This window comes from Thiomonas sp. (assembly GCF_034007205.1).
GTDB lineage: Bacteria > Pseudomonadota > Gammaproteobacteria > Burkholderiales > Burkholderiaceae_C > Thiomonas.
In genome coordinates this window covers 50,685-74,567 of the sequence record NZ_JAVERI010000011.1, presented here as the reverse complement: position 1 = coordinate 74,567, position 23,883 = coordinate 50,685, and the positions used below count along the sequence as shown (strand labels likewise).

Below are 23,883 nucleotides of genomic sequence, written 5' to 3'. Positions count from 1 at the left end.
TTATAAGCACCGGTCTTCTGTTTGAGAAATCGATTGATTGGATAATGAAAATCGATTTTTATGATGCAGCAGGATTGCCATGCGGCAATATATTACAGCATATATATCGAATTTTTAAACCATTGATTACAAATGGAAAATTTCACAAGTTACCACTATTCATGGATATATTTGAATGGACTGATGAAAATGACGGTAACGTATGGGTCGACTTTTTACGTTTGGTTATTTTCTGTCCGGTCGACCTTGGCGGGGTCGACTGCCACGTGCAACCTGACCCCGCTTCAAGCGGACAGAATCGCGCGTCTGAGGTCGCGGGCGAAGGCCATGCGGCGTTCGGGGCGCAGGTGGCGGCCGATGTGTACTTCGGTCTGCCGCGAAGTCACCTGCACCAGACCGCGGCCGTGCGCCTGCACGCGCACGCTGCGTGCAGGCAGGGTCACACTGCCCAGGCGCGCGCCGTGCATCCATTCGATGTGCACCGCATCGGCGCTGATGGCGATGCGCTCGTAATCGGCAGCGTGGCGCGCGTAGACCAGGAAAGCCCAGCCCATCGCGACGACTTCGATGACGACGAAGGGCAGCGCGAGTGTCGCGCCCTGCACCTGGCAGAACAGCCCGAGCAGCACCGAGAACAGCGCAAAGCCGGCGAAGGCGGAGAACAACTGCGCCGGACTGAGCGCACAGTTGCGGCGGAAGCGCCATACCCAGGCACCGTCTTCCCACTGCGGGCGAGACAGCAGGCTGCCGGGCAATTCCACCGGCGCGACCTGCCCCGCGTCGGCGACTTCATCCATGCAGCGCCCACCGGTGACGGTGCTGCGGCGGCTCGGCGCTGCGCACGAGCGCGGCCAGCGCATCCGCGTCGGCCACCTCCAGGCGATGCAAGGGCCCGCGTACCCAGCCGTTGCGACGAAACCGCGTCAACAGCCGGCTGACGGTTTCCACGCGCAACTGCAGGTAGCTGGCCATGTCGGCACGGGCGATGGCGGGCAGCACGGCGGCCGCTGCGTCATCCCGCTCCTGCTGGGCGCGCAGCAGCCGCAACAGGTAATGCGCCACTCTCACCGGCGCTTCCTGCAGCACGATCTGCCGGTATTCGAAATTGGCGCGGATGCGCCTGGCCAGCTCGGTGCTCAGGCACTCGCAAAATCCGGCGGACAGGCGCTCGGCCGCTGCCCTGTCGAACCCGATGCGGCAAATCGTGGTCATGGACACCGAGGCGCGGTAATCGACCGGCGCCTGCTCAGGGTCTTCGGTCAGCCTCTCCAGCCCGATCCAGTCTCCGGGAAAGCTGAAATCCACCACCCTGGCCTGATGCAGCCGGTCGCGGCAAACGGTCTTCACCGCGCCCGACTTCACCGCCAGCAGGCAACCCTGTGAGGCAGGAATGGACGCATCGGCGCGGAATTCTTCCTGGGTGATGCGGATGGCGTGCGCCCCCGGCAGGCTGCAGCCCAGTTCCAGCACGCGGCAGCGCTCGCGCTGGCCGCAGCCGCCGCAGAGGATGGGTTCGTAGGCCATGGGGCCCGTCCTCACTCGGCAGCCAGCACTCGCGTGGCGTCGGCGTTGAGCCGCGGCGGGGTTTCATAGGTGTGGAAAGGCGCCGGAGAGGGCACTTCCCACTCCAGACCCTCGGCGCCATCCCAGGGGCGTTGCGGCGCCTTTTCCCCCTGGCCGCGCAGCACCGGAATCACCACGGCGAACAGGAAATACACCTGCGCCAGACCGAAAATCCACGCGCCGATGGTGGAAACCTGGTTGAAATCGGTGAACTGCACCGGGTAGGCGATGTAGCGCCGCGGCATCCCGGCCAGACCGAGAAAATGCTGCGGAAAGAAGGTGACGTTGAAGCCGATCATCGACAGCCAGAAATGGATCTTCCCGGCGGTCTCGTTGTACATCACCCCCGTCCACTTCGGCGACCAGTAGTAGAACGCCATGAAAATGGCAAACAGCGTGCCGGCCACCATGGTGTAGTGGAAATGGGCGACGACGAAATAGGTGTTGTGCACCTGGGTGTCGATCGGCACCATGGCCAGCATCAGCCCGCTGAAGCCGCCGATGGTGAACACGATGATGAAGCCCACGGCAAACAGCATCGGCGTCTCGAACGACAGCGAGCCGCGCCACATGGTGGCGATCCAGTTGAACACCTTGACCCCGGTGGGCACGGCGATCAGCATGGTGGCGTACATGAAAAACAGTTGCGCGACGGTAGGCATGCCCGCGGTGAACATGTGGTGCGCCCAGACCAGGAAGGACAGGATGGCGATCGAGGCCGTGGCATACACCATCGACGAATAGCCGAACAGCCGCTTGCGCGCGAAGGTGGGCACCACCATGCTCATCACCCCGAAGGACGGCAGGATCAGGATGTAGACCTCGGGATGGCCCATGAACCAGAACAGATGCTGATAGAGCACCGGGTCGCCGCCGCCGGTGGCGCTGAAAAAACTGGTGCCGAAGTGACGGTCGGTCAGGGTCATGGTGACGGCGCCCGCGAGCACCGGCATGACGGCGATGAGCAGATACCCGGTGATCAGCCAGGCCCAGCAGAACAGCGGCATTTTCATCAGCGTCATGCCCGGCGCGCGCATGTTCAGAATGGTGACGATGATGTTGATCGACCCCAGAATGCTCGACGCGCCCAGCAGATGCACGGTGAAGATGATCAGATCCATGCCCATACCCTGCTGCAGCGACAGCGGCGGATACAGCGTCCAGCCCACGCCGGGCGCGCCGCCGGGCACGAGGAAAGCGGCCACACCCAGTATCGCAGCGGGCACCAGCAGCCAGAAGCTGAGGTTGTTCAGCCGTGGAAACGCCATGTCGGGCGCGCCGATCATCAGCGGAATCATCCAGTTGGCCAGACCGGTGAGCGCGGGCATCACCGCCATGAAAATCATGATCAACCCGTGCATGGTGCCGAAGGCGTTGAACAGTTCGGGGTTCATCAGCCAGACGTAGGGATGCCACAGCTCGGTGCGTATGGCCAGCGCCAGCACCCCGCCGACGAACAGCATCGCCAGCGCATAGACCAGGTACATCGTGCCGATGTCCTTGTGGTTGGTCGAGAACAGCCAGCGGCGCCAGCCGTGCGGATGCGCATGGGCAGGGTCCAGGGTATGGGCAGGGACGTGCACCGGGTCGAGCACAACGCTCATCGCAAACTCCTTCTTTCGGGCAGGGCAAAGGGCTCAGCGCCAGCGGGCGCAGACCCGGCCCAAACCGAACCTGCGCCAGACAGCGGCATGTTTGTGCAGATTTTGTGCTGCCCTACCCCCTGCAGCCGTCAGGGTTTTGGCGAGGTCGGGTGATCCAGATCAAAAGATCGGCAAATTTGATCGGTTATGGCCCACAGGGGCCGGGCCGTGCGAATTCTCATAGAATCCGCGCCATGTCGGCCTTGCTGCGTTCCGTACTGATCCTGCTTCTGGTGCTGCTGCCCTTGCGCGGCTGGGCCCAGGTGAGCATGTCGGCGGCCGACTTCCAAGGCCCCGCGATCGCGTCCGCGCCAGCGGCAGACCCACACGCCATGATGGCGATGGACGACTGCCCCGCGCAAACGCACGCCGGCTGTCAGGATCACCCGCACACGCTTTGCTCCATATGCCAGCTCGCCGTGGGCCAGCCCGCGGCATTCGTCCTGCGGCTGACCCACGCCGCGCCGCACGCCTGCCCGCTGGCCGCCGATCTCGCCTGGAACGATGCCGATCCACGGCAGATCCAGCGCCCGCCCAGAGTCTGATCCCCATTTGAAGCCCGGATGCAGCGCCCGCCGCAAGCGGCAGCGCTGCGATGTGCATGGCCGCGCCACGGCGCGGCCCGAATGAGGAACTCCCCATGTGGATCGTTTTCAAGGCGCGGCGGCGCTGGCGCATGGCGCCGCTGGCCGCAAGCGTGCTGTTGGCGGCGTGCGCGCCGCTGCAAACCCGGCAGTCGCTCCAGGCAGCCAATGACATCATTCAACCCTCTGCCGGACAGCGCGTGCAACTGCTGCGCGATACGCAGCAAAGGCAGGACGCGCAAGCGCAGATCGACGCCCTGCTCGCCCGTCCGCTGTCGGCCGACGACGCCGTGCGCGTGGCCCTGCTCGGCAGTCCGTCGCTGCAGGCGCTGATCGCTCAGGCGCAGGCCGACTCGGCGGCCGCCACGCAGGGTGCCAGACTGCGCAACCCGGTGTTCGGCTTCGAGCGTCTGCTGATCGGAGGCGGCGGGGTGGAGATCACCCGCAGCCTCGGCTTGGGTCTGTTCGATCTGTTCACCCAGCCCGTGCGTTCGCGCCTGGCCGCCGCACGGCAGCAAACACTGCAATTGCGCCTGGCCAGCGACGTGCTGCGCGTTGCGGCACAAGCGCGCATGGCCTGGGTGCGCGCTTGTGCCGCGCAGCAGGAGGCGGCTTATGACCGCGATGTGACCGAGGCCGCGCAGGCCACCGCCCGCCTCGCCAGCCGCATGCGGCAGGCCGGCAACTTCAACCGGCTCGATGCGGCACAGCAGGGGCTTTTCGCCGCCCAGAGCCGATTGCAGCTCAACCGGGCGCAGCAGGCGGCGATGCAAAGCCGTGAAGCGCTGGTGCGGGCGCTGGGTCTGCCTGCGGCGCAGGCCGCGCGCCTCACTCTGCCGATGCATCTGCCGCAGGCCACGCAACAGCCCGAGGATGCGGCAACCGCCGTGCAGTCCGCGCTCGATCACCGTCTGGACGTGCGGCTCGCCCTTGCCGACTACACCGCGCAGGCGCAGGCCGCGGGGCTGACGCGACAGACCAGCCTGATCGAGCAGGTCGAACTCGGCGGGGTGCGCAAGACCTATAGCGACGCATCACCGCAAAACGGCTTCGACCTCAGCCTGCCGCTGCCGCTGTTCGATCCGGGCGACGCCCGCCGCAGCGCCGCAAACGACAGCGTGCTGGCGGCACGCAACCGCGTGGCAGCGGTCACGCACCGCGCGGCGTCTCAACTGCGCGAAGCCGATGCGCTGCGCCGCAGCGCCTGGCAGCGCCTGCAGTGGAGCCGGAACCAGGTCGTGCCCCTGGCGCAGACGGTGCTCGATGAAAGCCAGCTTCGCTACAACGGCATGCTCATCGGCACCTTCGAGCTCATCGCCGCGGCGCAGACCCAGGTGCAGGCCGTGCGCGAGGCCATCGCCGCGCAGCGCGACTACTGGCTGGCCGACGCCCGCTGGCAGGCCGCGCAACTGGGCATCGTTTTGGACGCGAGCGCCGCACCGGACGCCCCCACCCGCTTCGCTGCCACCCCATCGGCAGGCCATTGACACCACAACCCCAAGCGAAAACTTTCCATGTTTCAATCCGCGCCCGGTCTACCCGGGCGAAACAACGCGGAAGAGGTTACGCCTCAACCGCGTTCGATTATCCCCTGAAGGGAGAGGTTTCCAACCGGAGTCTGTTATCCATGAACACCCGACGCCATTTTCTCGGCGCTGCCGCGGCCCTCGTCGCCGCAGGCGCCGCCAGCCGCAACGCCCTGGCCGCGGCGCCAGAGCCGCATCGACACAGCAGCGCCGACACTGCCGCCCCGCTGCACCCCCCATCGGGCCGACCCTACAACCCGGTCGTCACCCTCAACGGCTGGAGCCTGCCCTTTCGCATGAAGGATGGGGTGAAGGAATTCCATCTCGTCGCCGAGCCGGTGGTGCGCGAAATCGCCCCCGGCATGACGGCCCGGCTGTGGGGCTACAACGGATCGAGCCCCGGCCCCACCATCGAGGCAGTGGAAGGCGACCGCGTGCGCCTGTTCGTCACCAACAAGCTGCCCGAGCACACCACCATCCACTGGCATGGCCTCATCCTGCCCAACGGCATGGACGGCGTGGGCGGGCTGACGCAACCGCAGATCAAACCCGGCCAGACCTTCGTCTATGAATTCGAGCTGCGCAGGAGCGGCACCTTCATGTATCACCCGCACGCCGACGAAATGGTGCAGATGGCCATGGGCGCGATGGGCCTGTTCATCGTCCACCCCAGGAACCCGCGGGAGATGGCGGTGCAGCGCGACTACGCCTTTCTCATCAACGCCTACGACATCGACCCCGGAGCCAGCGTGCCGCGCGTCAACACCATGCTCGACTTCAATCTGTGGACCTGGAACAGCCGCGCCTTCCCCGGCATCGACCCGCTGCTGGCGCGCACCGGCGAGCGCGTGCGCATCCGCATGGGCAACCTCACCATGACCAACCACCCCATCCACCTGCACGGTCATGTGTTCGAGGTCACCGGCACCGACGGCGGCTGGGTGCGCAGGAACGCGCGCTGGCCCGAGGTCACGGTGGACATCGCCGTGGGGCAGATGCGCGCCATCGAGTTCATCGCCGACAACCCCGGCGACTGGGCCTTTCACTGCCACAAATCGCACCACACCATGAACGCCATGGGCCACACCGTGCCCACCCTGATCGGCGTGCCGCAGGACGACCTCACCCCGGCGCTGCAAAAGCTGCTGCCCGACTACATGGCGATGGGGTCGAGCGGCATGGCCGAAATGACCGAGATGGAAATGCCCCTGCCCGACAACACCCTGCCGATGATGACCGGCCGCGGCCCGTATGGCTCGGTCGAGATGGGCGGCATGTTCAGCGTGCTCAAGGTGCGCGACGACCTCGAAGGCGGCGACTACCGTACGCCCCCAGGGTCGGCGAGCCGACCCGCCCCCCAAGGGGGTCAAGAAAACTTGGGGCGGCCCGGCGTTTCCTTGAGAGACCCCGGTTGGTACCGCATGCCGCCCGGCACGCAGGCGCATGCGGTGCAGGCGAATCTGCCATCAGCAGCCACCGACCCTTCCGCGCCCCAAGCCACCAACGACACGCTGCAGGTGCGCAAGCCCCGGCAGCATGCGCATTGATCGTTTTCACCCACTCACACCTTCCAAGGAACGCCCCATGAACAAACCAATGAGAACCTGCTCCACCCTCGTCCTGGCCGTCGCGCTGTGCGCGCCCGCCCTGGCCGCGCCCAGCCATGCGGATCACGACCATGCAACCCCTGAAGGCATGGCGCAGCACATGCAGATGATGCAGGGCATGGCCGCCAGCCCGCCCGCCGCATCCGGCGCCCAACAGTCTCACCAGACCGAAGGACTGGTGCGCAAGATCGACGCCGCCAGCGGCAAGATCACCCTGCGTCATGGCGCCACGGCCGGCATGGGGGCGATGACCATGATCTATCGCGCGCAAGACAAGGCGCAGCTCGACGGTCTGAAGGAAGGCGACACGGTGGTGTTCAGCGCCGAAAAAATCGACGGCGCCTACATCCTCACCTCCATCAGCCGCAAGCCCTGAGAGTGCCCCCAGACCTGCCGCGTTCGCGTCAGCCCCCCGAGGGGGATGAGGCCTGCGGCTCCAGGCTGCCCTGCGGCAGCCTGGAGCCGAATCCGAGTGGCTTGCAAGCCGCGAGGTGGACTGAGAAAACTTGGGGCGGCCCGGCGTTTTCTCATGAGCGCCCTCAGGGTCGGCTCGCCGACCCTGGGGGCGCTCATGACTGTTGAGCTGCAGCAGCGTGCCGTCGCAGCGCAGGCCCAGGCTGTCGATGGCGTCGAGCACGCCATCGGGCCCGAGGTTGGCGTAGGCGGGCTGAGACATGAGTTTGATGGCCCTTTAAGCTGCGGCTTGCAGCGTCTCAAGTTCGACAGCGATCGTTGCCTCCGCGCTGCTGAGCGACACCGCGCCGTCCTGCACCAGACACTGCAGTTGCATGCTGCGCTCGGCCAGCCCGGCCAGAGCCTGGCTGGTCTCGGGCGGCAGCCGCAGCACGGTCAAATTTTTCAGGCGGGCGAGCTTGCCCGCGCTCTGCTTCCACCACACCGGGCAACTGCTGGCATGGCAGACCACGACGACCTGCTGCGCACGCCCGCAGGCCTTGCGCACGCGGCTCTCGTCGGGCTGGCCGATGTCGATCCACAGCTTGATCGCGCCGGTCAGATCCTTCACCCAGATGTCGGGTTCGTCCACTTCGAACAGACCCTTGGTCAGGGCGATGCCCTCCTGCGCGTACAGCGCGTAGAGCAGCACCCGCACCATCATGCGCTCCTCGGTCTCGGAGGGGTGACAGGCCAGGGTCAGGGCATGGTCGGCGTAGTAGTGCCGGTCCATATCGGCCACTTGCAGGTCGGCCTTGTAAATCGTCGCTTTCAGCGCCATGACGTGAATCAATCGGGAAGGAAACCCTGCATTGTGCGTCGACGCCCGACCATCACGCTGGCAGGCCGCGGCGGCAAGCCTGCCCGGCGCCGCGCTGAAAAACAAGACACCCCGCCGAGGCGGGGCGCCGTGGAACGTCGTGCGAGCGATTGGGTCAGAAGCACGGCGCGCGCACATAGGCGCCGCGACCGGCGTAATGCGCCGCGCTGCCCAGCTCCTGCTCGATGCGCATGAGCTGGTTGTATTTTTCCACCCGCTCGCCGCGCGCGGGGGCGCCGGTCTTGAGGTGGCCGGTGTCGAGCGCCACGGTGAGGTCGGCGATGAAACTGTCCACCGTCTCGCCCGAGCGGTGCGACACGAACGCGCCCCAGCCGTGATCGCGCGCCAGGCGGTTGGCGGCGATGGTTTCGGTGAGCGTGCCGATCTGGTTGAGCTTGATGAGCACCGAGTTGGCGATGTTCTCCTCGATGCCGCGGGCGATGATCGCCGGGTTGGTGCAGAAAATGTCGTCGCCGACCAGTTCGATGCTCTCGCCCAGCGCTTGGTTGAGCGCCTTCCAGCCGGCCCAGTCGTCTTCGGCCATGCCGTCTTCGAGCAGCACGATGGGGTGCGCCTGCACCAGCCGGGCGTAGTACTCGACCATTTCGGGCGCTTCGAGGCGGCGCTTTTCGGTGCGCAGGTTGTAATACCGGCCGTCCTCGAAGAATTCGCTCGACGCCGGGTCGATGGCAATCGCCACATCGGCGCCGGGCCGCAGCCCGGCCTTTTCGATGGCCTGCGCGATGAGTTCCAGCGGCTGTTCGTTGGACTGCACCTGCGGCGCAAACCCGCCCTCGTCGCCCACGCCGACCGACAGCCCCCTGGCCTGCAGAATCGCCTGCAGCGCGTGATAGACCTCCGCGCCCCAGCGCACCGCTTCGCGCATCGTGGGCGCGCCCAGCGGCGCGATCATGAATTCCTGAAAATCGGCGCCCTGCCAATGCGCGTGCACCCCGCCGTTGAGAATGTTCATATGCGGCACCGGCAGGCGCGTCGCGCCCGGGCCACCGAGGTATTGGTAGAGCGGCAGGTCGCAAGCGGCGGCAGCGGCGCGGGCGACCGCCAGCGACACGCCCAGCAGGGCATTGGCGCCGAGCTTGGCCTTGTTGTCGCTGCCGTCGAGCGCGATCATCGCGGCGTCGATGGCCGCCTGCTCGCGCGCATCGCGGCCGAGGAGTTGCGGCGCGAGCACCTCGTTGACATGGCCGATGGCCTTGAGCACGCCCTTGCCGCCAAAGCGCCGGGCGTCGCCGTCGCGCAATTCCACCGCCTCGCGCGAGCCGGTGGACGCGCCCGAAGGCACGGCGGCGCGCGCCTTGATGCCGCAGGCCAGGGTGCAATCGACTTCGACGGTGGGGTTGCCGCGCGAATCGAGGATTTCGCGGGCGGTCAGTGCGGTGAGGGTGGCGTTCATGGGGAGGGCTCCTGTTCGATTAAATAGACACATGCCGCCGACCTCGGCGGCCAGAATGAATGCTGCGCCGGTTTCATGACGGCCTGTCGAATCTGGCCGAGGCCTGACGATAGCGGCGCATCAGCGCCTGGGTCGAACTGTCGTGCGCCTGCGCCGCGCCCTCGCCCGAGGCCAGCTCGGCGGCGATGCGTGTGGCCAGCGCCTTGCCCAGCTCGACGCCCCATTGATCGAAGGAATCGATGTCCCACAACACGCCCTGGGTGAACACGCTGTGCTCGTACAGCGCGACCAAGGCGCCCAGCGTAAAAGGCGAAAGCTCGTCGGCCAGCAGGGTGTTGCTCGGGCGGTTGCCTTCGCACACCCGCTGCGCGATTTGCTCGGGCGGCACGCCTTCGGCGCGCAGCGCCTGCTCGGTTTTGCCGAAGGCCAGCGCCTCGGACTGCGCGAGCAGATTGGCCATGAGCAGATCGTGCTGCGCCGCCTGCGCGGTGGTGCTGCGGCAAAAGCCGATGAAATCGCAGGGCACCAGCCGGGTTCCCTGGTGCAGCAACTGGAAAAAGGAATGCTGGGCATTGGTTCCCGGTTCGCCCCAGACGATGGGCGAGGTGGAGCGCTGCACCGGCTGACCGCTGGCGGTGACGTGCTTGCCGTTGCTCTCCATCACCAGTTGCTGCAGGTAGGCGGGCAGACGGCGCAGCGCCTGGCTGTAGGGCAGGATGGCCTGGGTTTCGGCGCCGAGCAGGTTGTTGTTCCACAGCGCGATCAGGCCGTGCAGCACCGGCAGGTTCTGCTGCAGTGGCGCGGTCTGGAAATGCGCATCCATCGCCCGGAAACCGGCGAGCATCTGGCCGAAGGCGTCGGCGCCGATGGCGATCATGGTGCTCAGGCCGATGGCCGAGTCCATCGAATAGCGCCCGCCCACCCAGTCCCACAGGCCGAACAGGTGGCGGGTGTCGATGCCGAACTCGGCCACCGCCTGCGGCTGGCTCGACACCGCGACGAAGTGGCGCGCCACGGCGCGCTCGTCGCCGAGTTGGTCCACGCACCATTGCCGCGCTGCGCGGGCGTTGGTCAGCGTCTCGAAAGTGCGAAAGCTCTTGGAACAGACGATGAACAGGGTTTGTTCGGCGCTCAGGCCGCGGGTGGCCAGGTGCAGATCGGCCGGGTCGATATTGGACACGAAGCGCAGGGTCAGTCCGGGGTGACAAACGTGCTGCAGCGCCTCGCAGGCCATCGCCGGGCCGAGGTCGGAGCCGCCGATGCCGATATTGATGACGTTGCGGATGGGCTTGCCGGTATGGCCGCGCCACTGACCGCTGCGCACCTGATGGGCGAACTCGGCCATGCGTTCGAGCAGGGCATGCACTTCGGGCACGACATCGACGCCATCCACCACGGCTTTCACCCCCCTGGGCGCGCGCAAGGCGGTGTGCAGCGCGGCGCGCTTTTCGGTGGCGTTGACCGGCTCGCCGCGAAACATGGCGTCGCGCCGCTCGGGCAGGCCGCACTGCCGCGCCAGATCGGCGAGCCAGGTCAGGGTTTGCTCGGTCAGGCGGTTCTTGGCGTAATCGAAATACCACCCCGCCGCTTCGACTTGCATGCGCTCGCCGCGCTGCGGGTCCTGCGCGAACAGCTCGCGCAAGTGCAGGGGGGCGATCTGGCGGTGATGCGCGGCGAGTTGATCCCAAGCGGAATGGGTGTTTTGCGGCGGCAAGTCCGGCGGGTTCAGTTTCATGCCATCAAACCCTCGGGGGCACGCAAAAGCTCGTCCAGCGTGGCGAGAAAGCGCGCGGCGTCGGCGCCGGCGACGACGCGGTGGTCGCAGGTGAGGGTGAGCCGGGTCAGGCCGTCGCGCGCCGGCGCGGCCACCGCGAGTATGGCCGCAGCGCCCAGCGGCACGATGGCGTCGAACTGCTCGACCCCGGCGAACATGCCGAGGTTGGAGAGATAGAAGGTGGCGCCGGTGTAGTCGGCAGGCGCCAGGCGGCGGCGCGCCACTTTCTCGCGCAGCTCTCGCCAGTCTTCGTCCAGCTCGGACAGGGCGCGGACGGCGTTGCGCAACACCGGGGTCATCAGCCCGTCTGCGGTATCGACGGCGATGGCGATGTCGATGGTCTCGCGCCGCGCCAGTCCGCCGGGTGTCCAGCAGGCGTTGAAATCCGGGTGCTTCTGCAGGGTCAGCGCGCAGGCGCGCGCCAGCAGCAGGCTGACGGATCGATGCGCCTGCTGCGCGGCGGCGTGCAGGGCCTGCAGATCGACCGCCGTGGTGACATGGAAAGTCGGGGTATGCACGGTGCGCTGCATGTTCTCGGCCATTGCCGCCTTCAGGCTGCTGGGCCGCTCGATGCGATGCACCGGGCCGAGTTGCAGATGCGGCAGTTGCGGGCCGATGGCCGCGGCCAGCACCTGCGCCGCGGTGATGCGGCCTTGGGCGTCGGGCCGCAGCAGCGCCAGGTCGATGTCCAGCTCGGCCGCCAGTCCGCGGGCGAAGGGCGAGGCGCCAACGGTTGTGCGCCCCCAGGGTCGGCTCGCCGACCCGCCCCCCGAGGGGGTCAAGGAAACTTGGGGCGGCCCTGCGTTTCCTTGAGAGCGCGCGGCCAGCGCCGCGTCGAGTACCGCGCTGGCCGGGAAGGAATCGGCGTGCGGTTCCGGCTGGGGGACAGATGGGGTGGGCGCAGGGTTTGATTCAGGCGACGGCGCCTCGGTCTGCGACGGATGTGCGCCAGGTTGTGCGGGCTCGTGCGGCGCTGGCGCCGACCCCGCATCGTCGATCCAGGCGATGGTCGATTTCACCGCAATATCGCTATCGACCGGCGCCAGCGGCCCGGCGAGCACGCCGTCGGCATAGGCTTCGACATCCATGATGGCCTTGTCCGATTCGACTTCGGCCAGCACCTCGCCGGCCTTGACGGCGTCGCCCGGCTGCTTGAGCCAGCGCGCGATGCGCCCGGTCTGCATGGTGTCGGACAGCACGGGCAGGATGACGGCGGTGCGGGTCATGCGGGGTTCTCCATGGGGTTCTTCAAAGGGGTTTGTTCCAGCAGATTGCGCGCGGCGGCGGCGATGTCGGCTGGTTGGGGAATGGACTGCTCTTCCAGCCGCCTGTTGTAGGGCGTGGGCAGGTCGAGCGCGGCCACGCGCATCGGCGCGGCTTGCAGGCTGCCGAAGCACATTTCGGTGAGCGTGGCGGCGATTTCCGCCCCGGCTCCGGCGAAGCGGCTGTCTTCCTCGGCGATGAGCACATGGCCGGTCTTGCGCACCGAGGCGGCGCAGGTCGCCCAGTCGATGGGGCTGAGCGAGCGCAGGTCGATGACCTCGGCTTCCATGCCTTCGGCGGCGAGCTGTTCGGCGGCGGCCAGCGCCTGGTTGGCCATGCGCGAATAGCCGATGAGGGTGAGGTCGCTTCCTGCGCGGCGCACCCTCGCGCGGTGCGGCGGCGGGGCGGGCGCGTCTTCATCCACCGCGCCCTGGTCGAAATTGAGCAGTTCGTGTTCGAGCACGATCACGCAGTCGTCGGCGCGGATGGCCTGGCGCAGTTGCCAGTAGGCATCCTGCGGCGTGGCCGGAACCACGATGCGCAGCCCGGCGACGTTCATCAGCGTGTGTTCCAGCCGCTGCGAATGCTGCGCGGCGAGTTGCCGCGCCACGCCGCCGGGCATGCGAATGGTCAGCGGCATGCGAAACTGCCCGCCGGACATGAAGGGAATCTTGGCCGCCATATTGATGAGGGCGTCCAGCGCCAGCAGCGCGAAATTCACCGTCATGATCTCGACCACGGGGCGCAGGCCCGCCAGCGCCGCGCCCACGCCCAGGCCGGTGAAGCTGTTCTCGGAAATCGGCGTGTCGAGCACGCGGCGCTCGCCGTATTTGGCCTGCAGCCCTTCGGTGACGCGATACGTGCCGCCGTACAGGCCGACGTCTTCGCCCAGGGTGAACACCGCGTCGTCTGCGGCCATCTCCGCGTCGAGCGCGCGGTTGAGCGCCTGCCAGTAGGTGAGTGTCTGAATGGGCATATCCGTCTCGTCAAATGAGGCTGGTCGGATCGACGCCGCATTGCAGCGCGCGGCGGGCGTCGTCGAAGGTGGGCTCGGGCGAGGCGATGGCGAACGCCACCGCATCGTCGATTTCGGCGCGAATCTCGGCTTCGAGCCTGTCCAGCCCGGCGGTGTCGAGATGGCCGTTGCGCACATAGCGGTCGCCGAGCGCGGCGCAACTCTGCAGCCCCAGGCTGTGCAGCAGAGCGTCGTCGGGGCAGTGCGTCTTGAGCTCGCGCAGTTCGGCACCGATCGGGTCTTGCGCGGTGTAGGCGGCCACTTCGACCGCGGGGCGGTAGCTGCCCGGATCGGCCATCGAATGGCCGCGGTAGCGATAGGTTTCGAGCTCCAGCAGTTGCGGCCCCTGCCCGGCGCGGATCTGCGCGAGCATGGCGCTGGCGTGCGCATGGACGCCTTCGGCCTCCATGCCGCTGGCGCGCTGCGCCGCAATGCCGTAGGCGCAGGCGCGCTTGTATACCTCGGTGACGGCCGAGTGGCGATGGATTTCGGTGCCGATCTGGTAGTGGTTGTTCTCGCAGACGAACAGCACCGGCAGCTTCCACAGCGCGGCCATATTGAGCGACTCGTGAAACGTGCCCTGGTTGACCGCGCCATCGCCGAAGAAGCAGATCACCGCCTCGGGCAGGCCGCGCAGTTGCACCGCGTAGGCCGCGCCGATGGCGATGGGATAGGTCTCGCCGACGATCGCATAGCCGCCGAGAAAGCGGCGCTCGGCGTCGAACAGGTGCATCGACCCGCCCATTCCGCCCGAGCAGCCCGTGCGCTTGCCGAACAGCTCGGCGACGATGGCGCGCATGGACACGCCGCGCGCCAGCGCATGCACATGCTCGCGGTAAGTGCTCACCACATAGTCGCCCGGTTCGGCTGCGGCGAGCACGCCCACCGCCACCGCCTCCTCGCCGGGGTAAAGATGCAGAAAACCGCCGATATGGCCCTTCGCATACTCTTGCGCCAGGCGCTCTTCGAGGCGGCGGGCGCGCAGCATGTCGCGCAGAAAACGCAGATGCAGATCTCGGTTCACGGCGGGCGTTCTCCTGGAAAGGTTGGGGGGCGAGGCTGACAGGGACGGGTTACAAGGCGATGACATCACCCTGAGCGGGACGATGCACCTTCGTGTTTTTGAGGGCCCCCAGGGTCGGCTTGCCGACCCGCCCCCCGCGGGGGATGAGGCCCGCGGCTCCAGGCTGCCCTGCGGCAGCCTGGACGGAGCCGAATCCGAGCGGCTTGCAAGCCGCGAGGTGGACAGGGAAACTTGGGGCGGCCCTGCGTTCCCCTGAAAGCAATGCAGCAAACGCATCCATGCTGTCGGGGTCGCCGTGCACCAGGATGGTCTGCTCGGGAGAGAGCGCCTGCTGCCAGGCGAGCAGTTCGGCCTGATCGGCGTGCGCCGAGAAGCCGTTGATGGTGTAGAGCCGCGCGTGCACCGGAATCTCCTCGCCGAACAGCCTGACGCTGCGCGCGCCGTCGATCAGCAGGCGGGCAAGCGTGCCGCGCGCGGCGTAGCCGACGAACACCACGCTCGACTCGCGCCGTCCGAGGTTGTGGCGCAGGTGGTGGCGCACGCGACCGCCAGTGGCCATGCCCGACCCGGCCATGATGACCGCGCCGCCGACCAGACGGTTCAGTGCCATCGAGTCGGCGGCTTCGCGGGTGAAACGCAGGCCGGGCAGGGAAAACGGATCGGCGCCCTGGCGAAACAACGCCTCGATGGCCTCGCCGTAGCACTCGGGATGGTGACGGAAAATTTCGGTGGCGGAAATCGCCATCGGCGAGTCGAGAAACACCGGCAGGGTGCGCGCCAGCTTGCCCGCTTGGATGCCTTCGCGCAAGTAGTAAAGCAGCTCCTGCGCGCGCTCCAGCGCGAAGGTCGGGATGATGACGTTACCGCCGCGCTGCAGGGTTTCGTTGATGGCCTCGAACAGCTCGGCGATCGAGGGGGCGATGGGCTTGTGCAGGCGGTCGCCGTAGGTCGTTTCCATCACCACCGCGTCGGCGCGCGGCGGCCGTTGCGGGTCGCGCAGCACGGCGCGGCCGCTATTGCCGAGGTCGCCGGAAAAGATCACCGAGCGATGCGCGCCGTCCTTGACCTGTTCGATGCGGATGCTGGCCGAGCCCAGGATGTGCCCGGCATCGAAAAAGGCGGCGATCAAGCCCGGGGCGAGTTCCAGCGTCTGCCCATAGACCGCGGTGCGGCCGAAAAACTCCATCGCATTGAGCGCATCGAGAGTGGTGTAGAGCGGCTCGCCCGGTGCGTCGCCGCGGCGGCTGGCGTGGCGGCGGTTGCGCTCGGCTTCTTCTTCCTGCAAATGGGCGGCGTCGAGCAGCACCACGCGGGTGAGCTCGCGCGTGGCCGCGGTGGTGATGATCTCGCCGCGAAAGCCCCGCTTGACCAGCAGGGGAATGCGTCCGCAATGGTCCAGATGCGCATGGGTGAGCAGCAGCAGGTCGATCGACTTGGGGTCGAAGCCGAAGTCCGCCGCGTTTTCCTCGTCGAGTTCATGGCTGCCCTGGAACATGCCGCAGTCGATGAGCACCCGCGTGCCCTGCGCCTGCAGCAGATGGCAGGAGCCGGTGACGTTGCGGTCGGCGCCGTGGAAGGAGAGTTTCATGGTTGTCGTCCTTGGGGTGACGCGGTGGCGTAACCTTCCAGCGGCGAGCCGTTGCGCGCATGCCAGGTGTGGATGCCGTCCCAGGCCTGCTGCGCGTCTTCGGCAAACCAGAACAGCCGGGCATCCTCTTCGTCGATGCTGCCGGCTTCGAGCAGAAAGTCAACGTTGAACACCCCGCGCCAGTAAGACTCGCCGATCAGCACGATGGGAATGGGCGCGGATTTGCGCGTCTGGATCAGCGTGAGCGCGCCGAACAGTTCATCGAGGGTGCCGAAGCCGCCCGGCAGCGCGACGATGGCCGCGGCGCGCTGCATGAAGTGCAGCTTGCGCAGTGCGAAGTAATGGAACTGAAAGCACAGCCCCGGCGTGAGGTAGGGGTTGGGGTATTGTTCGCGCGGCAGGGCGATGTTCATGCCGATGGTTTCAGCCCCGACCTCGAAGGCGCCGCGATTGGCCGCCTCCATGCCGCCGGGGCCGCCGCCGGTCATCACCACAAGGCCGGGAATGCGCGCCGCGCCGATCATCCGGCCCAGGTCGAAGCCGATCTGATAATAGCGCGACAGCGCCAGGCGCCGCTCGGCCAAACGCAGCGCGCGGGCGGCGGCCGCATCGTCAGGCCGCTCTGCCGCCTGGCGCCGCGCGGCTTCGAGCTCGCTGCGCGCCGTCTGCGGCTCGCGCAGCCGGGTGCTGCCGAAGACCACGATGGTGCGGGTGATGCCGTGCGCCTGCAGCGTCTGCTCGGCCTTTTCGTAGTCGAGCTGCAGACGCAGGCCGCGGTGCGCGTCGGTATGCAAAAACGCCACATCGCGGTCGGCCTCGATATACGAGGGGTGCTCCATGATCGCGCGCAGCCGCGCCTGCGCCTGCGCCTCTTCCTCCACCGGCTTGGGGCGTTCCCAAGGCAGCGGCTGGCTGCGCTGGGTGCGGTGCGCGGGTTGCGGAATGTCCGGGTGGCCCATCACGCGGCCGCCCCGTCGCCGGGTTCACCCTGCACGCGGGGCTTGCGCCCCAGACGCGCCTCGACCTCCAGCACATGCTGAGTGGTGGCAATCACGCTGTCCGGGTTCAGGCTCATGGTGTCGATGCCCAGTTCGACGAGGTATTCGGCCATTTCCGGGTAGTCGGAAGGCGCCTGGCCGCACAGCCCGGAATGGATGCCGTTGCGTCGGCAGCCTTCGACGGCGAGGCGAATCATCTCTTTCACGCCGTCGTCGCGTTCGTCATAATCGAAAGCGACGATTTCGCTGTCGCGGTCCACCCCCAGGGTGAGCTGGGTGAGGTCGTTGGAGCCGATGGAAAAACCGTCGAAGCGTTTGGCGAACTGGTCGATGAGAATGACGTTGTTCGGGATTTCGCACATGGCGTAGATCTGCAGGCCGTTCTCTCCACGATTGAGTCCGTATTCGGCCATCTTGGCCAGCACCTCGTCGGCCTCTTTCACGCGGCGCACGAAGGGCAGCATCAGAATCACATTGCTCAGCCCCATGTCCTCGCGCACCCGCTTCATCGCCAGACACTCCAGCCCGAAGCCTTCGGCATAGGCCGGATGCGCATAGCGCGACGCGCCGCGAAAGCCGATCATGGGATTGGATTCATCCGGCTCGAAATCCACCCCGCCGAGCAGCGAGGCGTATTCGTTGGACTTGAAGTCGGACATGCGCACCACCACCGGCTTGGGCCAGAACGCCGCGGCAATGGTGCCGATGCCCTCGGAGAGTCTTTGCACGAAGAACTGCGCGCCATCTTCGTAGCCGCGCAGCAGGTGCGCGAGCGTCTGGCGCGTGGCCGCGTCCTTGACCCGTTCGGGATGCAGCAGGGCCAGCGGATGCGCCTTGATGGATTCGTTGATGACGAACTCCATGCGCGCCAGACCCACGCCGTCATTGGGCAGAAACGAGGTCTTGAAGGCGATTTCCGGGTTGCCGATATTGATCATGATGCCCGTGACCGGGCGGGGCAGATCGCCGATCTCGGTCTTGTCGACATGGAAGGGCACGATGCCGTCGTACACCTTGCCGCTGTCGCCCTCGGCACATGAAACGGTGACCCTCTGGCCGCTGGGCACGACGCTGGTGGCATTGCCCGCGCCGACCACCGCCGGAATGCCCAGCTCGCGGGCGATGATGGCCGCATGGCAGGTGCGCCCGCCGCGATTGGTGACGATGGCTGCGGCGGTTTTCATCACCGGCTCCCAGTCCGGCGTGGTGATGTCGGCCACCAGCACCTCGCCCGGTTTGAAATCGGACAGATGCGCCACATCGGCGATCACCCGCGCCGTGCCGCTGGCGATTTTTTCGCCCACCGAGCGACCTTTGGCGAGCACATCGGCGCGGCCGTCGAGCACATAGCTTTCGATTTCGGTCAGGCGGCGCTGCGAGGCCACGGTTTCGGGCCGCGCCTGCACGATGTAGATCTGGCCGTCCACCCCGTCCTTGGCCCACTCCATGTCCATCGGGTGGCCGTAGTGCTGCTCGATCTTGATGGCGGCGTCGGCCAGTTCGAGCACGTCGGCGTCGTCCAGGCAAAAGCGCTCGCGGTCGGCCTTGGGCGTGGGGATGTTGCGCGTGGTCTGCCGGGTCTCGCCCTCGACGAACACCATTTTCACCGCCTTGTCGCCCAGGCTGCGGCGCAGCACGGTGCGATGACCGGCGGCGAAAGTGGGTTTGTGAACGTAGAACTCGTCGGGATCGACCGCGCCCTGCACCACGTTCTCGCCCAGACCGTAGGCGCCGGTGATGAACACCACGTCGCGAAAGCCCGACTCGGTGTCCAGCGAGAACATCACCCCAGAGGCGGCCAGGTCGGAGCGCACCATTTTCATCACCCCGATGGACAGCGCCACCTTGAATTGGTCGAAGCCCTGATCGACGCGGTAGTGAATGGCGCGGTCGGTGAACAGGCTGGCGAAGTCGCGGCGGCAGGCGTCGAGCAGGCTCTGGTCGCCGCGGATGTTCAGATAGGTGTCCTGCTGGCCGGCAAAGCTGGCCGTGGGCAGGTCTTCGGCAGTGGCCGAGCTGCGCACCGCCAGGCTCACGTCCTCGCCGTATTGCTGCTGCAGCTTGCGGTAAGCGGCGACGATCTCGGCGGCCAGATCCTTGGGCAGTCCCGCGCCGTAGACGATTTCGCGGGCGCGCTTGCCGCGGCGGGCGAGGTCTTGCACATCGTCGGGATCGAGGCCGTCGAGCGTCTCATGCAGCGCATCCCAGGCGCCTGCGGCGTCCAGCATGTAGCGGTAGGCCTCGGCGGTGATGGCAAAGCCATTGGGCACGCGCACGCCTTGGCTGGAGAGTTTGCGATACATCTCGCCGAGCGAGGCGTTCTTGCCGCCCACCAGCGGCACATCGCCGATGCCGATCTGATCGAAAAAGCGAATGTAAGTGTCACGACTCATGCGGTTCTCCAGGGTGTTGTGTGTTGTGATCTGAGGCTTTGCAGCCGGTCTGCCGCGCTCGGCGCCTGCCAGGTATCCCACAGCGTGGGCAGGGCCTGTTGCCGGGCGCTGAACCCGCCGCCCGCTTGCTGCAGCAGGCGGATCGGACGAAAGACCGATTCAGCGTAACGCGGCATCACGCCCAGTCCTTGCGCCAGATCAAGCCCGCCCAGAAGCGCCCCCGCCGCGGTCGTCCACGCCTGCGGCGTGAGCCGCAGCCCAAGCTCCGGGTCGGCGTGGCAAATGTGCGCTGTGCCGACGGGCGCGGCTGCGCTTCGCGCCTTGACGGCTACCCTTTGGACACGCTCCTCGGACACGCCGGATCATTCCCACCCTCAAAGCTTTCAGCGCCTGGTGCAATCACTTCCCTTCCGGTGATGAGCTTGCTTTGAAGCTATCACGGCAGTCGACGACCGGTGCAAAGCTTTGCCTGGCGTTGCAGAAAAAACGTGATGACACAGTCGATCCGCACTTGAGGGAAGTCAAGTCAAGCCAGAAAGGATGTGGGATCGACACACCACCCCGAAAAGCACGACACCCCGCCGAGGCGGGGTGTCGTGGAACGGTCGAAAGACCTTGCGGCTTTCAGTCGCCGGTCTTACTGGCGCTTGAACAGTTCGACCAGATCGTCGCGCAGCGGGGCGGTGGCGGCGACGCTCAGCTTGTAGTCCTTGCCGTCAAAGGTGATCTTGTTGATCATTGCCTCTTTTTTGTTCAGGTCGAGCGTCACCGCGCGCAGGGTGGCGGTTTCAAAGTACTTGGCGATCCTGGGGTTGCGCGCGGCAATCTCTTGCGGCTGTTTTTGCGCCCAGGTGGTGACGTGGAAAATCACGCTGCCCTTGTAGTGATGCTCGGCCAGTTGCTCCAGCGCGGCTTCGAGCAGCGCCATGTTTTCTTCTTTCTTCCACTCGCCGCCGAAGGCCATGTAAATGCCGTCAGAAGGCAGAAGTCGGGCGATGGCCGGGGCAGTCTCCGCCTTGTCTTTCACCGACTCGAAAGTCAGTTGGGAATCGGCTTTGTTCACCGTCAAGGTGCCGCCGATGCCGCCAGCCAGGTCGTTGCAGATCACCGAACGGTTCGCCAGAACGCCCAGATGCGGGCGCTCCATGGTTTTGGCCAGGGCGTTGCCCACCACCCCGCCGGCCATGATGCGGATGGTCTGGATTTCGCTGAAGGTCAGCGGCTTCCTGGTTTCTTGCGCCAGCGCGGCCGAAGAAAGGGCCAGCGCGGAGAGGGCGACGGTCAACAGGGATTTTTTCATGGACTTCCTTTCAAAGAGAAAGCCAGAGTATCAATTAGTTACATGAAGCCCTGCCGAATCCGCCAACTTGCGCCTTGATGCAGATCAAGGAATGCGCAACTGTTCGCTCTCCTGAGGATTCATCGAAGCGCCCCAAGAATCAGAAGGCGCCAGCCAGTGCATTGACCGTCAGCGCCAGAATCACCACATTGAAAAAGAACGCCGCCACGCTGTGCAGCAACACCAGGCGCCGCACATGCCGCCCGGCGATGTTCACGTCCGAGGTCTGGAAGGTCATGCTCAGCACCATGGAGAAATACAGGTAGTCCCAATAATCGGGTATCTGGTTGTTGGGAAAGATCAGCGCAGGCGTGCCTGCCGTGCGCGCGGTGTAGTCGCTGTGCGCGTATTGCAAGGCGAAGATCACCGAGAAAAACAACCACGACAGCACGATGCTGCTGCCGGCCAGCGCCAGTTCGCCGGGATGGCCGCGCACCGAGTGCAACTCCACCGACAGGGCGGCGAACACCGCCCCCGACAGCACCAGGCTGAACAGCAGCACCGTCCAGCGGCCTTCGGTCTCCAGTTCGGTGCGGCGCCTGAGCGTTTCGGTGGTAGCGTGCGCCATCATCCAGGCGGCCGTCGCCAGAAACAGCAGCGCGCTGGCATCGAAAGCCCACAGCAACGCAATGGTGTGCGACAAACTGGCGCTGAGCACACACCACAGCACCACGCCCAGACCCAACGCTGCGCTCAATCGCAGGCGGTGGCTCAGGGTGCGATACAGGGTGAAAAGCGGATTGCGCATGGGGCAGGCAGTGTAGAGTGAACGGCGCCCCCAACCCGACAGGCTGCTAGGAGCCTGTCGGGCTTGAGGATCGTCGGCAAAAACTGTCCTCGCCGGGGCCATTTTTCGCTATCGACGCCCCAAGTCCGACAGGCTCCTAGCAGCGCTCTCTTCGGCGGCCATCGCACCCAGGCGGCTGCGCAGCGCGGCGATGCGCGCCATCGCGGCCTCCTTGTTGCTGACCTTGGTCTGCCCAGTCTGCATCTCGGCGATGAAGCGGCTGGGACTGCGCCCCGCTGCGCCGCGCCCCTGCTTGCGTTTCTGGCACCAGCTCAGCACCAGAGTCTGCCGCGCGCGCGTCACCCCCACATACATCAGGCGGCGCTCTTCTTCCAGCGCGGTATCGGACAGCGGCCGCTCCTCGGTGAAAAACGGCAACAGCCCTTCCTCGCATCCGGCCAGCACCACATGCGGCCATTCCAGCCCCTTGGCGGCGTGCAGCGTGCACAGGGTCACGGCGTCGCGCTGCTCGCCGCGTTCCTGCAACTGGGTGATGAGCGAAATGGTCTGGGCGATCTGCGTGAGGCCGACCTGGTCTTCTTCGGCCTTGCGTTCGATCCAGCCGCAGAAGTCGTCGACGTTCTTCCAGCGCTGTTCGGCCTCGCGCGGGTTGTCGCTGTGCTCTTGCAGCCAGGCGCGAAAGCCGATGGTCTCCAGCATCTCGCGCAGCAACTCACCGGCGGGCGCGGTGCGGGCACGCCACTCGATGTCGTGCAGCAGACGGCCAAACTCGCGCAGATGGTCGGCGGGGCGCGCGCCCACTGCGGCGGGCATGGAGTCGCGGAACAGCGCCTCGAACAGCGAGATCTTCCACTGCCCGGCGAAGGTGCTCAGCGCCGCCAGGGTCTGCGGGCCGATGCCCCGGCGCGGGGTGGTGACGGCGCGCAGAAAGGCGGGATCGTCGTCGGGATTGGCCAGCAGCCGCAGATAGGCGCAGACATCCTTGATCTCGACGCGGTCGAAAAAGCTCTGCCCGCCGCTGACTACATAGGGAATGTTGGCGCGGCGCAGCGCCTGCTCCAGCGGGCGCGACTGGTGATTGGCGCGGTAGAGCACGGCAATGTGCGCCAGCTCGGCATTGCGGCCGCTGCGCAGCGCCTGCACGCGCGCGACCACCATCTGCGCCTCCTCGTCTTCATTCTGCGCGGCGCGCACCTCCACCGCCTCGCCCTCGCCATGCTCGCTCCACAGACTCTTGGGATAGAGCTTGGGGTTGCTCTGGATGATGGCGTTGGCCGCGCGCAGAATGGCGTTGGTCGAGCGATAGTTCTGCTCCAGCTTGATGACTTCCAGCGTGGGCCAGTCGGTCTGCAGACGGCGCAGATTGTCCAGTGTGGCGCCGCGCCAGCCGTAGATGCTCTGGTCGTCGTCGCCCACTGCGGTGAAGCGGCCCTTGTCGCCCACCAGCAGTCGCAGCAGGTCGTACTGCGCGGCGTTGGTGTCCTGGTATTCGTCCACCAGCAGATAGCGCAGCTTGCCCTGCCAGTGCGCGCGCACGTCGGCGTGTTGCTGCAGCAGGGTGACGGGCAGCCAGATCAGGTCGTCGAAATCGACCGCCTGATAGGCCTGCAGCATGTCGGCATAGCGCGCGTAAACCCTGGCGGCCACGCGCTCGTCATCGTTCTGCGCCACGCGCGCCGCCGCCTCGGGCGTGAGCATGGCGTTTTTCCACAGGCTGATGGTCCACTGCCAGCGGCGCGCCTGGGCGTTGTCGGTGGTGGCGCCGGCATCGCGCAGCAGGCCCGTCACGTCGTCGGCGGCGAGGATGGAGAACTTGGGCTTGAGCCCCAGCGCCTGCCCGCTTTCGCGCAACAGGCGCACGCCTAAAGCGTGAAAAGTGGAAATGGCGAGCTTGCCGGCCACACCGCGCCTGTCCACCAGTTGCGCCGCGCGCTCGCGCATTTCGGCCGCCGCCTTGTTGGTGAAGGTGATCGCCGCAATCTGTTCAGGCTCGAGCCCGGCGCGCAGCAGCCGCCCGATCTTGTGGGTGATGACCCGCGTCTTGCCGCTGCCCGCCCCGGCGATGACGAGGCAAGGCCCAGACAGATGGGCGACGGCACGTTCCTGGGCGGCGTTGAGCATGGGGCAGTTG

20 protein-coding genes are annotated in these 23,883 nt (G+C 66.5%); 4 read left to right on the top strand and 16 right to left on the bottom strand.

Annotated elements, in window-relative coordinates; all coding sequences use genetic code 11:
- Nucleotides 1-284: 284 nt before the first annotated feature.
- The 3 genes from RBR52_RS10405 to ctaD are packed head-to-tail and all read right to left on the bottom strand — an operon-like array spanning nt 285 to nt 3,167.
- Entirely contained in the window at nt 285-797 is a 513-nt protein-coding gene (locus RBR52_RS10405; RefSeq protein ID WP_320377138.1) for a DUF2244 domain-containing protein, read from the bottom strand.
- Nucleotides 790-1,524, bottom strand: coding sequence for a Crp/Fnr family transcriptional regulator (locus tag RBR52_RS10400; protein WP_320377137.1), 735 nt, complete (start codon nt 1,522-1,524; stop codon nt 790-792). Before RBR52_RS10400 ends, RBR52_RS10405 begins: the two co-directional genes overlap by 8 nt.
- An 11-nt stretch (nt 1,525-1,535) precedes the next feature.
- The gene (ctaD, locus tag RBR52_RS10395) at nt 1,536-3,167 is read right to left on the bottom strand and encodes a cytochrome c oxidase subunit I (RefSeq protein ID WP_320377136.1); all 1,632 of its coding nucleotides are present in this window, start codon (nt 3,165-3,167) and stop codon (nt 1,536-1,538) included.
- Nucleotides 3,168-3,400: 233 nt separating this feature from the next.
- On the opposite strand from ctaD, the gene RBR52_RS10390 reads away from it, so the two are divergent.
- The 4 genes from RBR52_RS10390 to RBR52_RS10375 all read left to right on the top strand — a co-directional run bounded on the left by RBR52_RS10390 (nt 3,401) and on the right by RBR52_RS10375 (nt 7,299).
- A complete protein-coding gene (locus RBR52_RS10390; RefSeq protein ID WP_320377135.1) occupies nt 3,401-3,751 on the top strand; it encodes a hypothetical protein in 351 nt (116 codons plus the stop codon).
- A 95-nt stretch (nt 3,752-3,846) separates the two neighbouring features.
- The gene (locus tag RBR52_RS10385) at nt 3,847-5,277 is read left to right on the top strand and encodes a TolC family protein (RefSeq protein WP_320377134.1); all 1,431 of its coding nucleotides are present in this window, start codon (nt 3,847-3,849) and stop codon (nt 5,275-5,277) included.
- Between the two features lie 140 nt (nt 5,278-5,417).
- The gene (locus RBR52_RS10380; protein WP_320377133.1) at nt 5,418-6,863 is read left to right on the top strand and encodes a copper oxidase; all 1,446 of its coding nucleotides are present in this window, start codon (nt 5,418-5,420) and stop codon (nt 6,861-6,863) included.
- A 37-nt stretch (nt 6,864-6,900) separates the two neighbouring features.
- Complete coding sequence (locus tag RBR52_RS10375; protein ID WP_320377132.1) at nt 6,901-7,299, top strand: copper-binding protein; 399 nt, start codon at nt 6,901-6,903, stop codon at nt 7,297-7,299.
- A gap of 315 nt (nt 7,300-7,614) precedes the next feature.
- Here RBR52_RS10375 and RBR52_RS10370 read toward each other — a convergent pair whose 3' ends face one another.
- From RBR52_RS10370 to RBR52_RS10310, 13 genes are all read right to left on the bottom strand, one after another.
- Nucleotides 7,615-8,157, bottom strand: coding sequence for a YaeQ family protein (locus RBR52_RS10370; RefSeq protein WP_320377131.1), 543 nt, complete (start codon nt 8,155-8,157; stop codon nt 7,615-7,617).
- Nucleotides 8,158-8,311: 154 nt separating this feature from the next.
- Complete coding sequence (gene eno, locus RBR52_RS10365) at nt 8,312-9,610, bottom strand: phosphopyruvate hydratase (RefSeq protein WP_320377130.1); 1,299 nt, start codon at nt 9,608-9,610, stop codon at nt 8,312-8,314.
- 73 nt (nt 9,611-9,683) lie between these two features.
- A complete protein-coding gene (pgi, locus tag RBR52_RS10360) occupies nt 9,684-11,345 on the bottom strand; it encodes a glucose-6-phosphate isomerase (protein WP_320377129.1) in 1,662 nt (553 codons plus the stop codon).
- Nucleotides 11,342-12,610 carry a dihydrolipoamide acetyltransferase family protein gene (locus tag RBR52_RS10355; RefSeq protein ID WP_320377128.1) on the bottom strand — a complete coding sequence of 423 codons (1,269 nt, stop codon included), beginning with the start codon at nt 12,608-12,610 and terminating at the stop codon, nt 11,342-11,344. The genes pgi and RBR52_RS10355 overlap by 4 nt, the downstream gene beginning before the upstream one ends.
- Complete coding sequence (locus RBR52_RS10350) at nt 12,607-13,623, bottom strand: alpha-ketoacid dehydrogenase subunit beta (RefSeq protein WP_320377127.1); 1,017 nt, start codon at nt 13,621-13,623, stop codon at nt 12,607-12,609. Before RBR52_RS10350 ends, RBR52_RS10355 begins: the two co-directional genes overlap by 4 nt.
- 10 nt (nt 13,624-13,633) lie before the next feature.
- Entirely contained in the window at nt 13,634-14,686 is a 1,053-nt protein-coding gene (locus RBR52_RS10345; protein WP_320377126.1) for a thiamine pyrophosphate-dependent enzyme, read from the bottom strand.
- A 49-nt stretch (nt 14,687-14,735) separates the two neighbouring features.
- Nucleotides 14,736-16,274, bottom strand: coding sequence for an MBL fold metallo-hydrolase (locus tag RBR52_RS10340; protein WP_320377125.1), 1,539 nt, complete (start codon nt 16,272-16,274; stop codon nt 14,736-14,738).
- Complete coding sequence (locus RBR52_RS10335; protein WP_320377124.1) at nt 16,271-17,233, bottom strand: LOG family protein; 963 nt, start codon at nt 17,231-17,233, stop codon at nt 16,271-16,273. The genes RBR52_RS10340 and RBR52_RS10335 overlap by 4 nt, the downstream gene beginning before the upstream one ends.
- The gene (gene ppsA / locus RBR52_RS10330) at nt 17,233-19,665 is read right to left on the bottom strand and encodes a phosphoenolpyruvate synthase (RefSeq protein ID WP_320377122.1); all 2,433 of its coding nucleotides are present in this window, start codon (nt 19,663-19,665) and stop codon (nt 17,233-17,235) included. The genes RBR52_RS10335 and ppsA overlap by 1 nt, the downstream gene beginning before the upstream one ends.
- Nucleotides 19,662-20,021 (bottom strand): hypothetical protein, encoded by a 360-nt coding sequence (locus RBR52_RS10325; RefSeq protein WP_320377121.1) that lies wholly within the window; start codon nt 20,019-20,021, stop codon nt 19,662-19,664. Before RBR52_RS10325 ends, ppsA begins: the two co-directional genes overlap by 4 nt.
- Nucleotides 20,022-20,302: 281 nt before the next feature.
- Complete coding sequence (locus RBR52_RS10320; RefSeq protein WP_320377119.1) at nt 20,303-20,965, bottom strand: hypothetical protein; 663 nt, start codon at nt 20,963-20,965, stop codon at nt 20,303-20,305.
- 139 nt (nt 20,966-21,104) lie between these two features.
- Nucleotides 21,105-21,752: a DUF1345 domain-containing protein gene (locus tag RBR52_RS10315; RefSeq protein WP_320377118.1), complete on the bottom strand. Its 648-nt coding sequence runs from the start codon at nt 21,750-21,752 to the stop codon at nt 21,105-21,107.
- Nucleotides 21,753-21,860: 108 nt separating this feature from the next.
- Nucleotides 21,861-23,873, bottom strand: coding sequence for an ATP-dependent helicase (locus RBR52_RS10310; RefSeq protein ID WP_320377117.1), 2,013 nt, complete (start codon nt 23,871-23,873; stop codon nt 21,861-21,863).
- Between the last annotated feature and the right edge of the window lie 10 nt (nt 23,874-23,883).

Excerpts from the sequence above, each read along its gene's own strand:
- RBR52_RS10355 (WP_320377128.1), bottom strand. The coding sequence starts at position 12,610 with ATGACCCGCACCGCCGTCATCCTGCCCGTGCTGTCCGACACCATGCAG.
- RBR52_RS10405 (WP_320377138.1), bottom strand. The coding sequence starts at position 797 with ATGGATGAAGTCGCCGACGCGGGGCAGGTCGCGCCGGTGGAATTGCCC.
- RBR52_RS10390 (WP_320377135.1), top strand. The coding sequence starts at position 3,401 with ATGTCGGCCTTGCTGCGTTCCGTACTGATCCTGCTTCTGGTGCTGCTG.
- RBR52_RS10385 (WP_320377134.1), top strand. The coding sequence starts at position 3,847 with ATGTGGATCGTTTTCAAGGCGCGGCGGCGCTGGCGCATGGCGCCGCTG.
- RBR52_RS10370 (WP_320377131.1), bottom strand. The coding sequence starts at position 8,157 with ATGGCGCTGAAAGCGACGATTTACAAGGCCGACCTGCAAGTGGCCGAT.
- pgi (WP_320377129.1), bottom strand. The coding sequence starts at position 11,345 with ATGAAACTGAACCCGCCGGACTTGCCGCCGCAAAACACCCATTCCGCT.
- RBR52_RS10335 (WP_320377124.1), bottom strand. The coding sequence starts at position 17,233 with ATGGGCCACCCGGACATTCCGCAACCCGCGCACCGCACCCAGCGCAGC.
- RBR52_RS10340 (WP_320377125.1), bottom strand. The coding sequence starts at position 16,274 with ATGAAACTCTCCTTCCACGGCGCCGACCGCAACGTCACCGGCTCCTGC.
- RBR52_RS10400 (WP_320377137.1), bottom strand. The coding sequence starts at position 1,524 with ATGGCCTACGAACCCATCCTCTGCGGCGGCTGCGGCCAGCGCGAGCGC.
- ctaD (WP_320377136.1), bottom strand. The coding sequence starts at position 3,167 with ATGAGCGTTGTGCTCGACCCGGTGCACGTCCCTGCCCATACCCTGGAC.
- RBR52_RS10310 (WP_320377117.1), bottom strand. The coding sequence starts at position 23,873 with ATGCTCAACGCCGCCCAGGAACGTGCCGTCGCCCATCTGTCTGGGCCT.
- RBR52_RS10380 (WP_320377133.1), top strand. The coding sequence starts at position 5,418 with ATGAACACCCGACGCCATTTTCTCGGCGCTGCCGCGGCCCTCGTCGCC.
- ppsA (WP_320377122.1), bottom strand. The coding sequence starts at position 19,665 with ATGAGTCGTGACACTTACATTCGCTTTTTCGATCAGATCGGCATCGGC.
- RBR52_RS10315 (WP_320377118.1), bottom strand. The coding sequence starts at position 21,752 with ATGCGCAATCCGCTTTTCACCCTGTATCGCACCCTGAGCCACCGCCTG.
- RBR52_RS10350 (WP_320377127.1), bottom strand. The coding sequence starts at position 13,623 with ATGCCCATTCAGACACTCACCTACTGGCAGGCGCTCAACCGCGCGCTC.
- RBR52_RS10320 (WP_320377119.1), bottom strand. The coding sequence starts at position 20,965 with ATGAAAAAATCCCTGTTGACCGTCGCCCTCTCCGCGCTGGCCCTTTCT.
- eno (WP_320377130.1), bottom strand. The coding sequence starts at position 9,610 with ATGAACGCCACCCTCACCGCACTGACCGCCCGCGAAATCCTCGATTCG.
- RBR52_RS10375 (WP_320377132.1), top strand. The coding sequence starts at position 6,901 with ATGAACAAACCAATGAGAACCTGCTCCACCCTCGTCCTGGCCGTCGCG.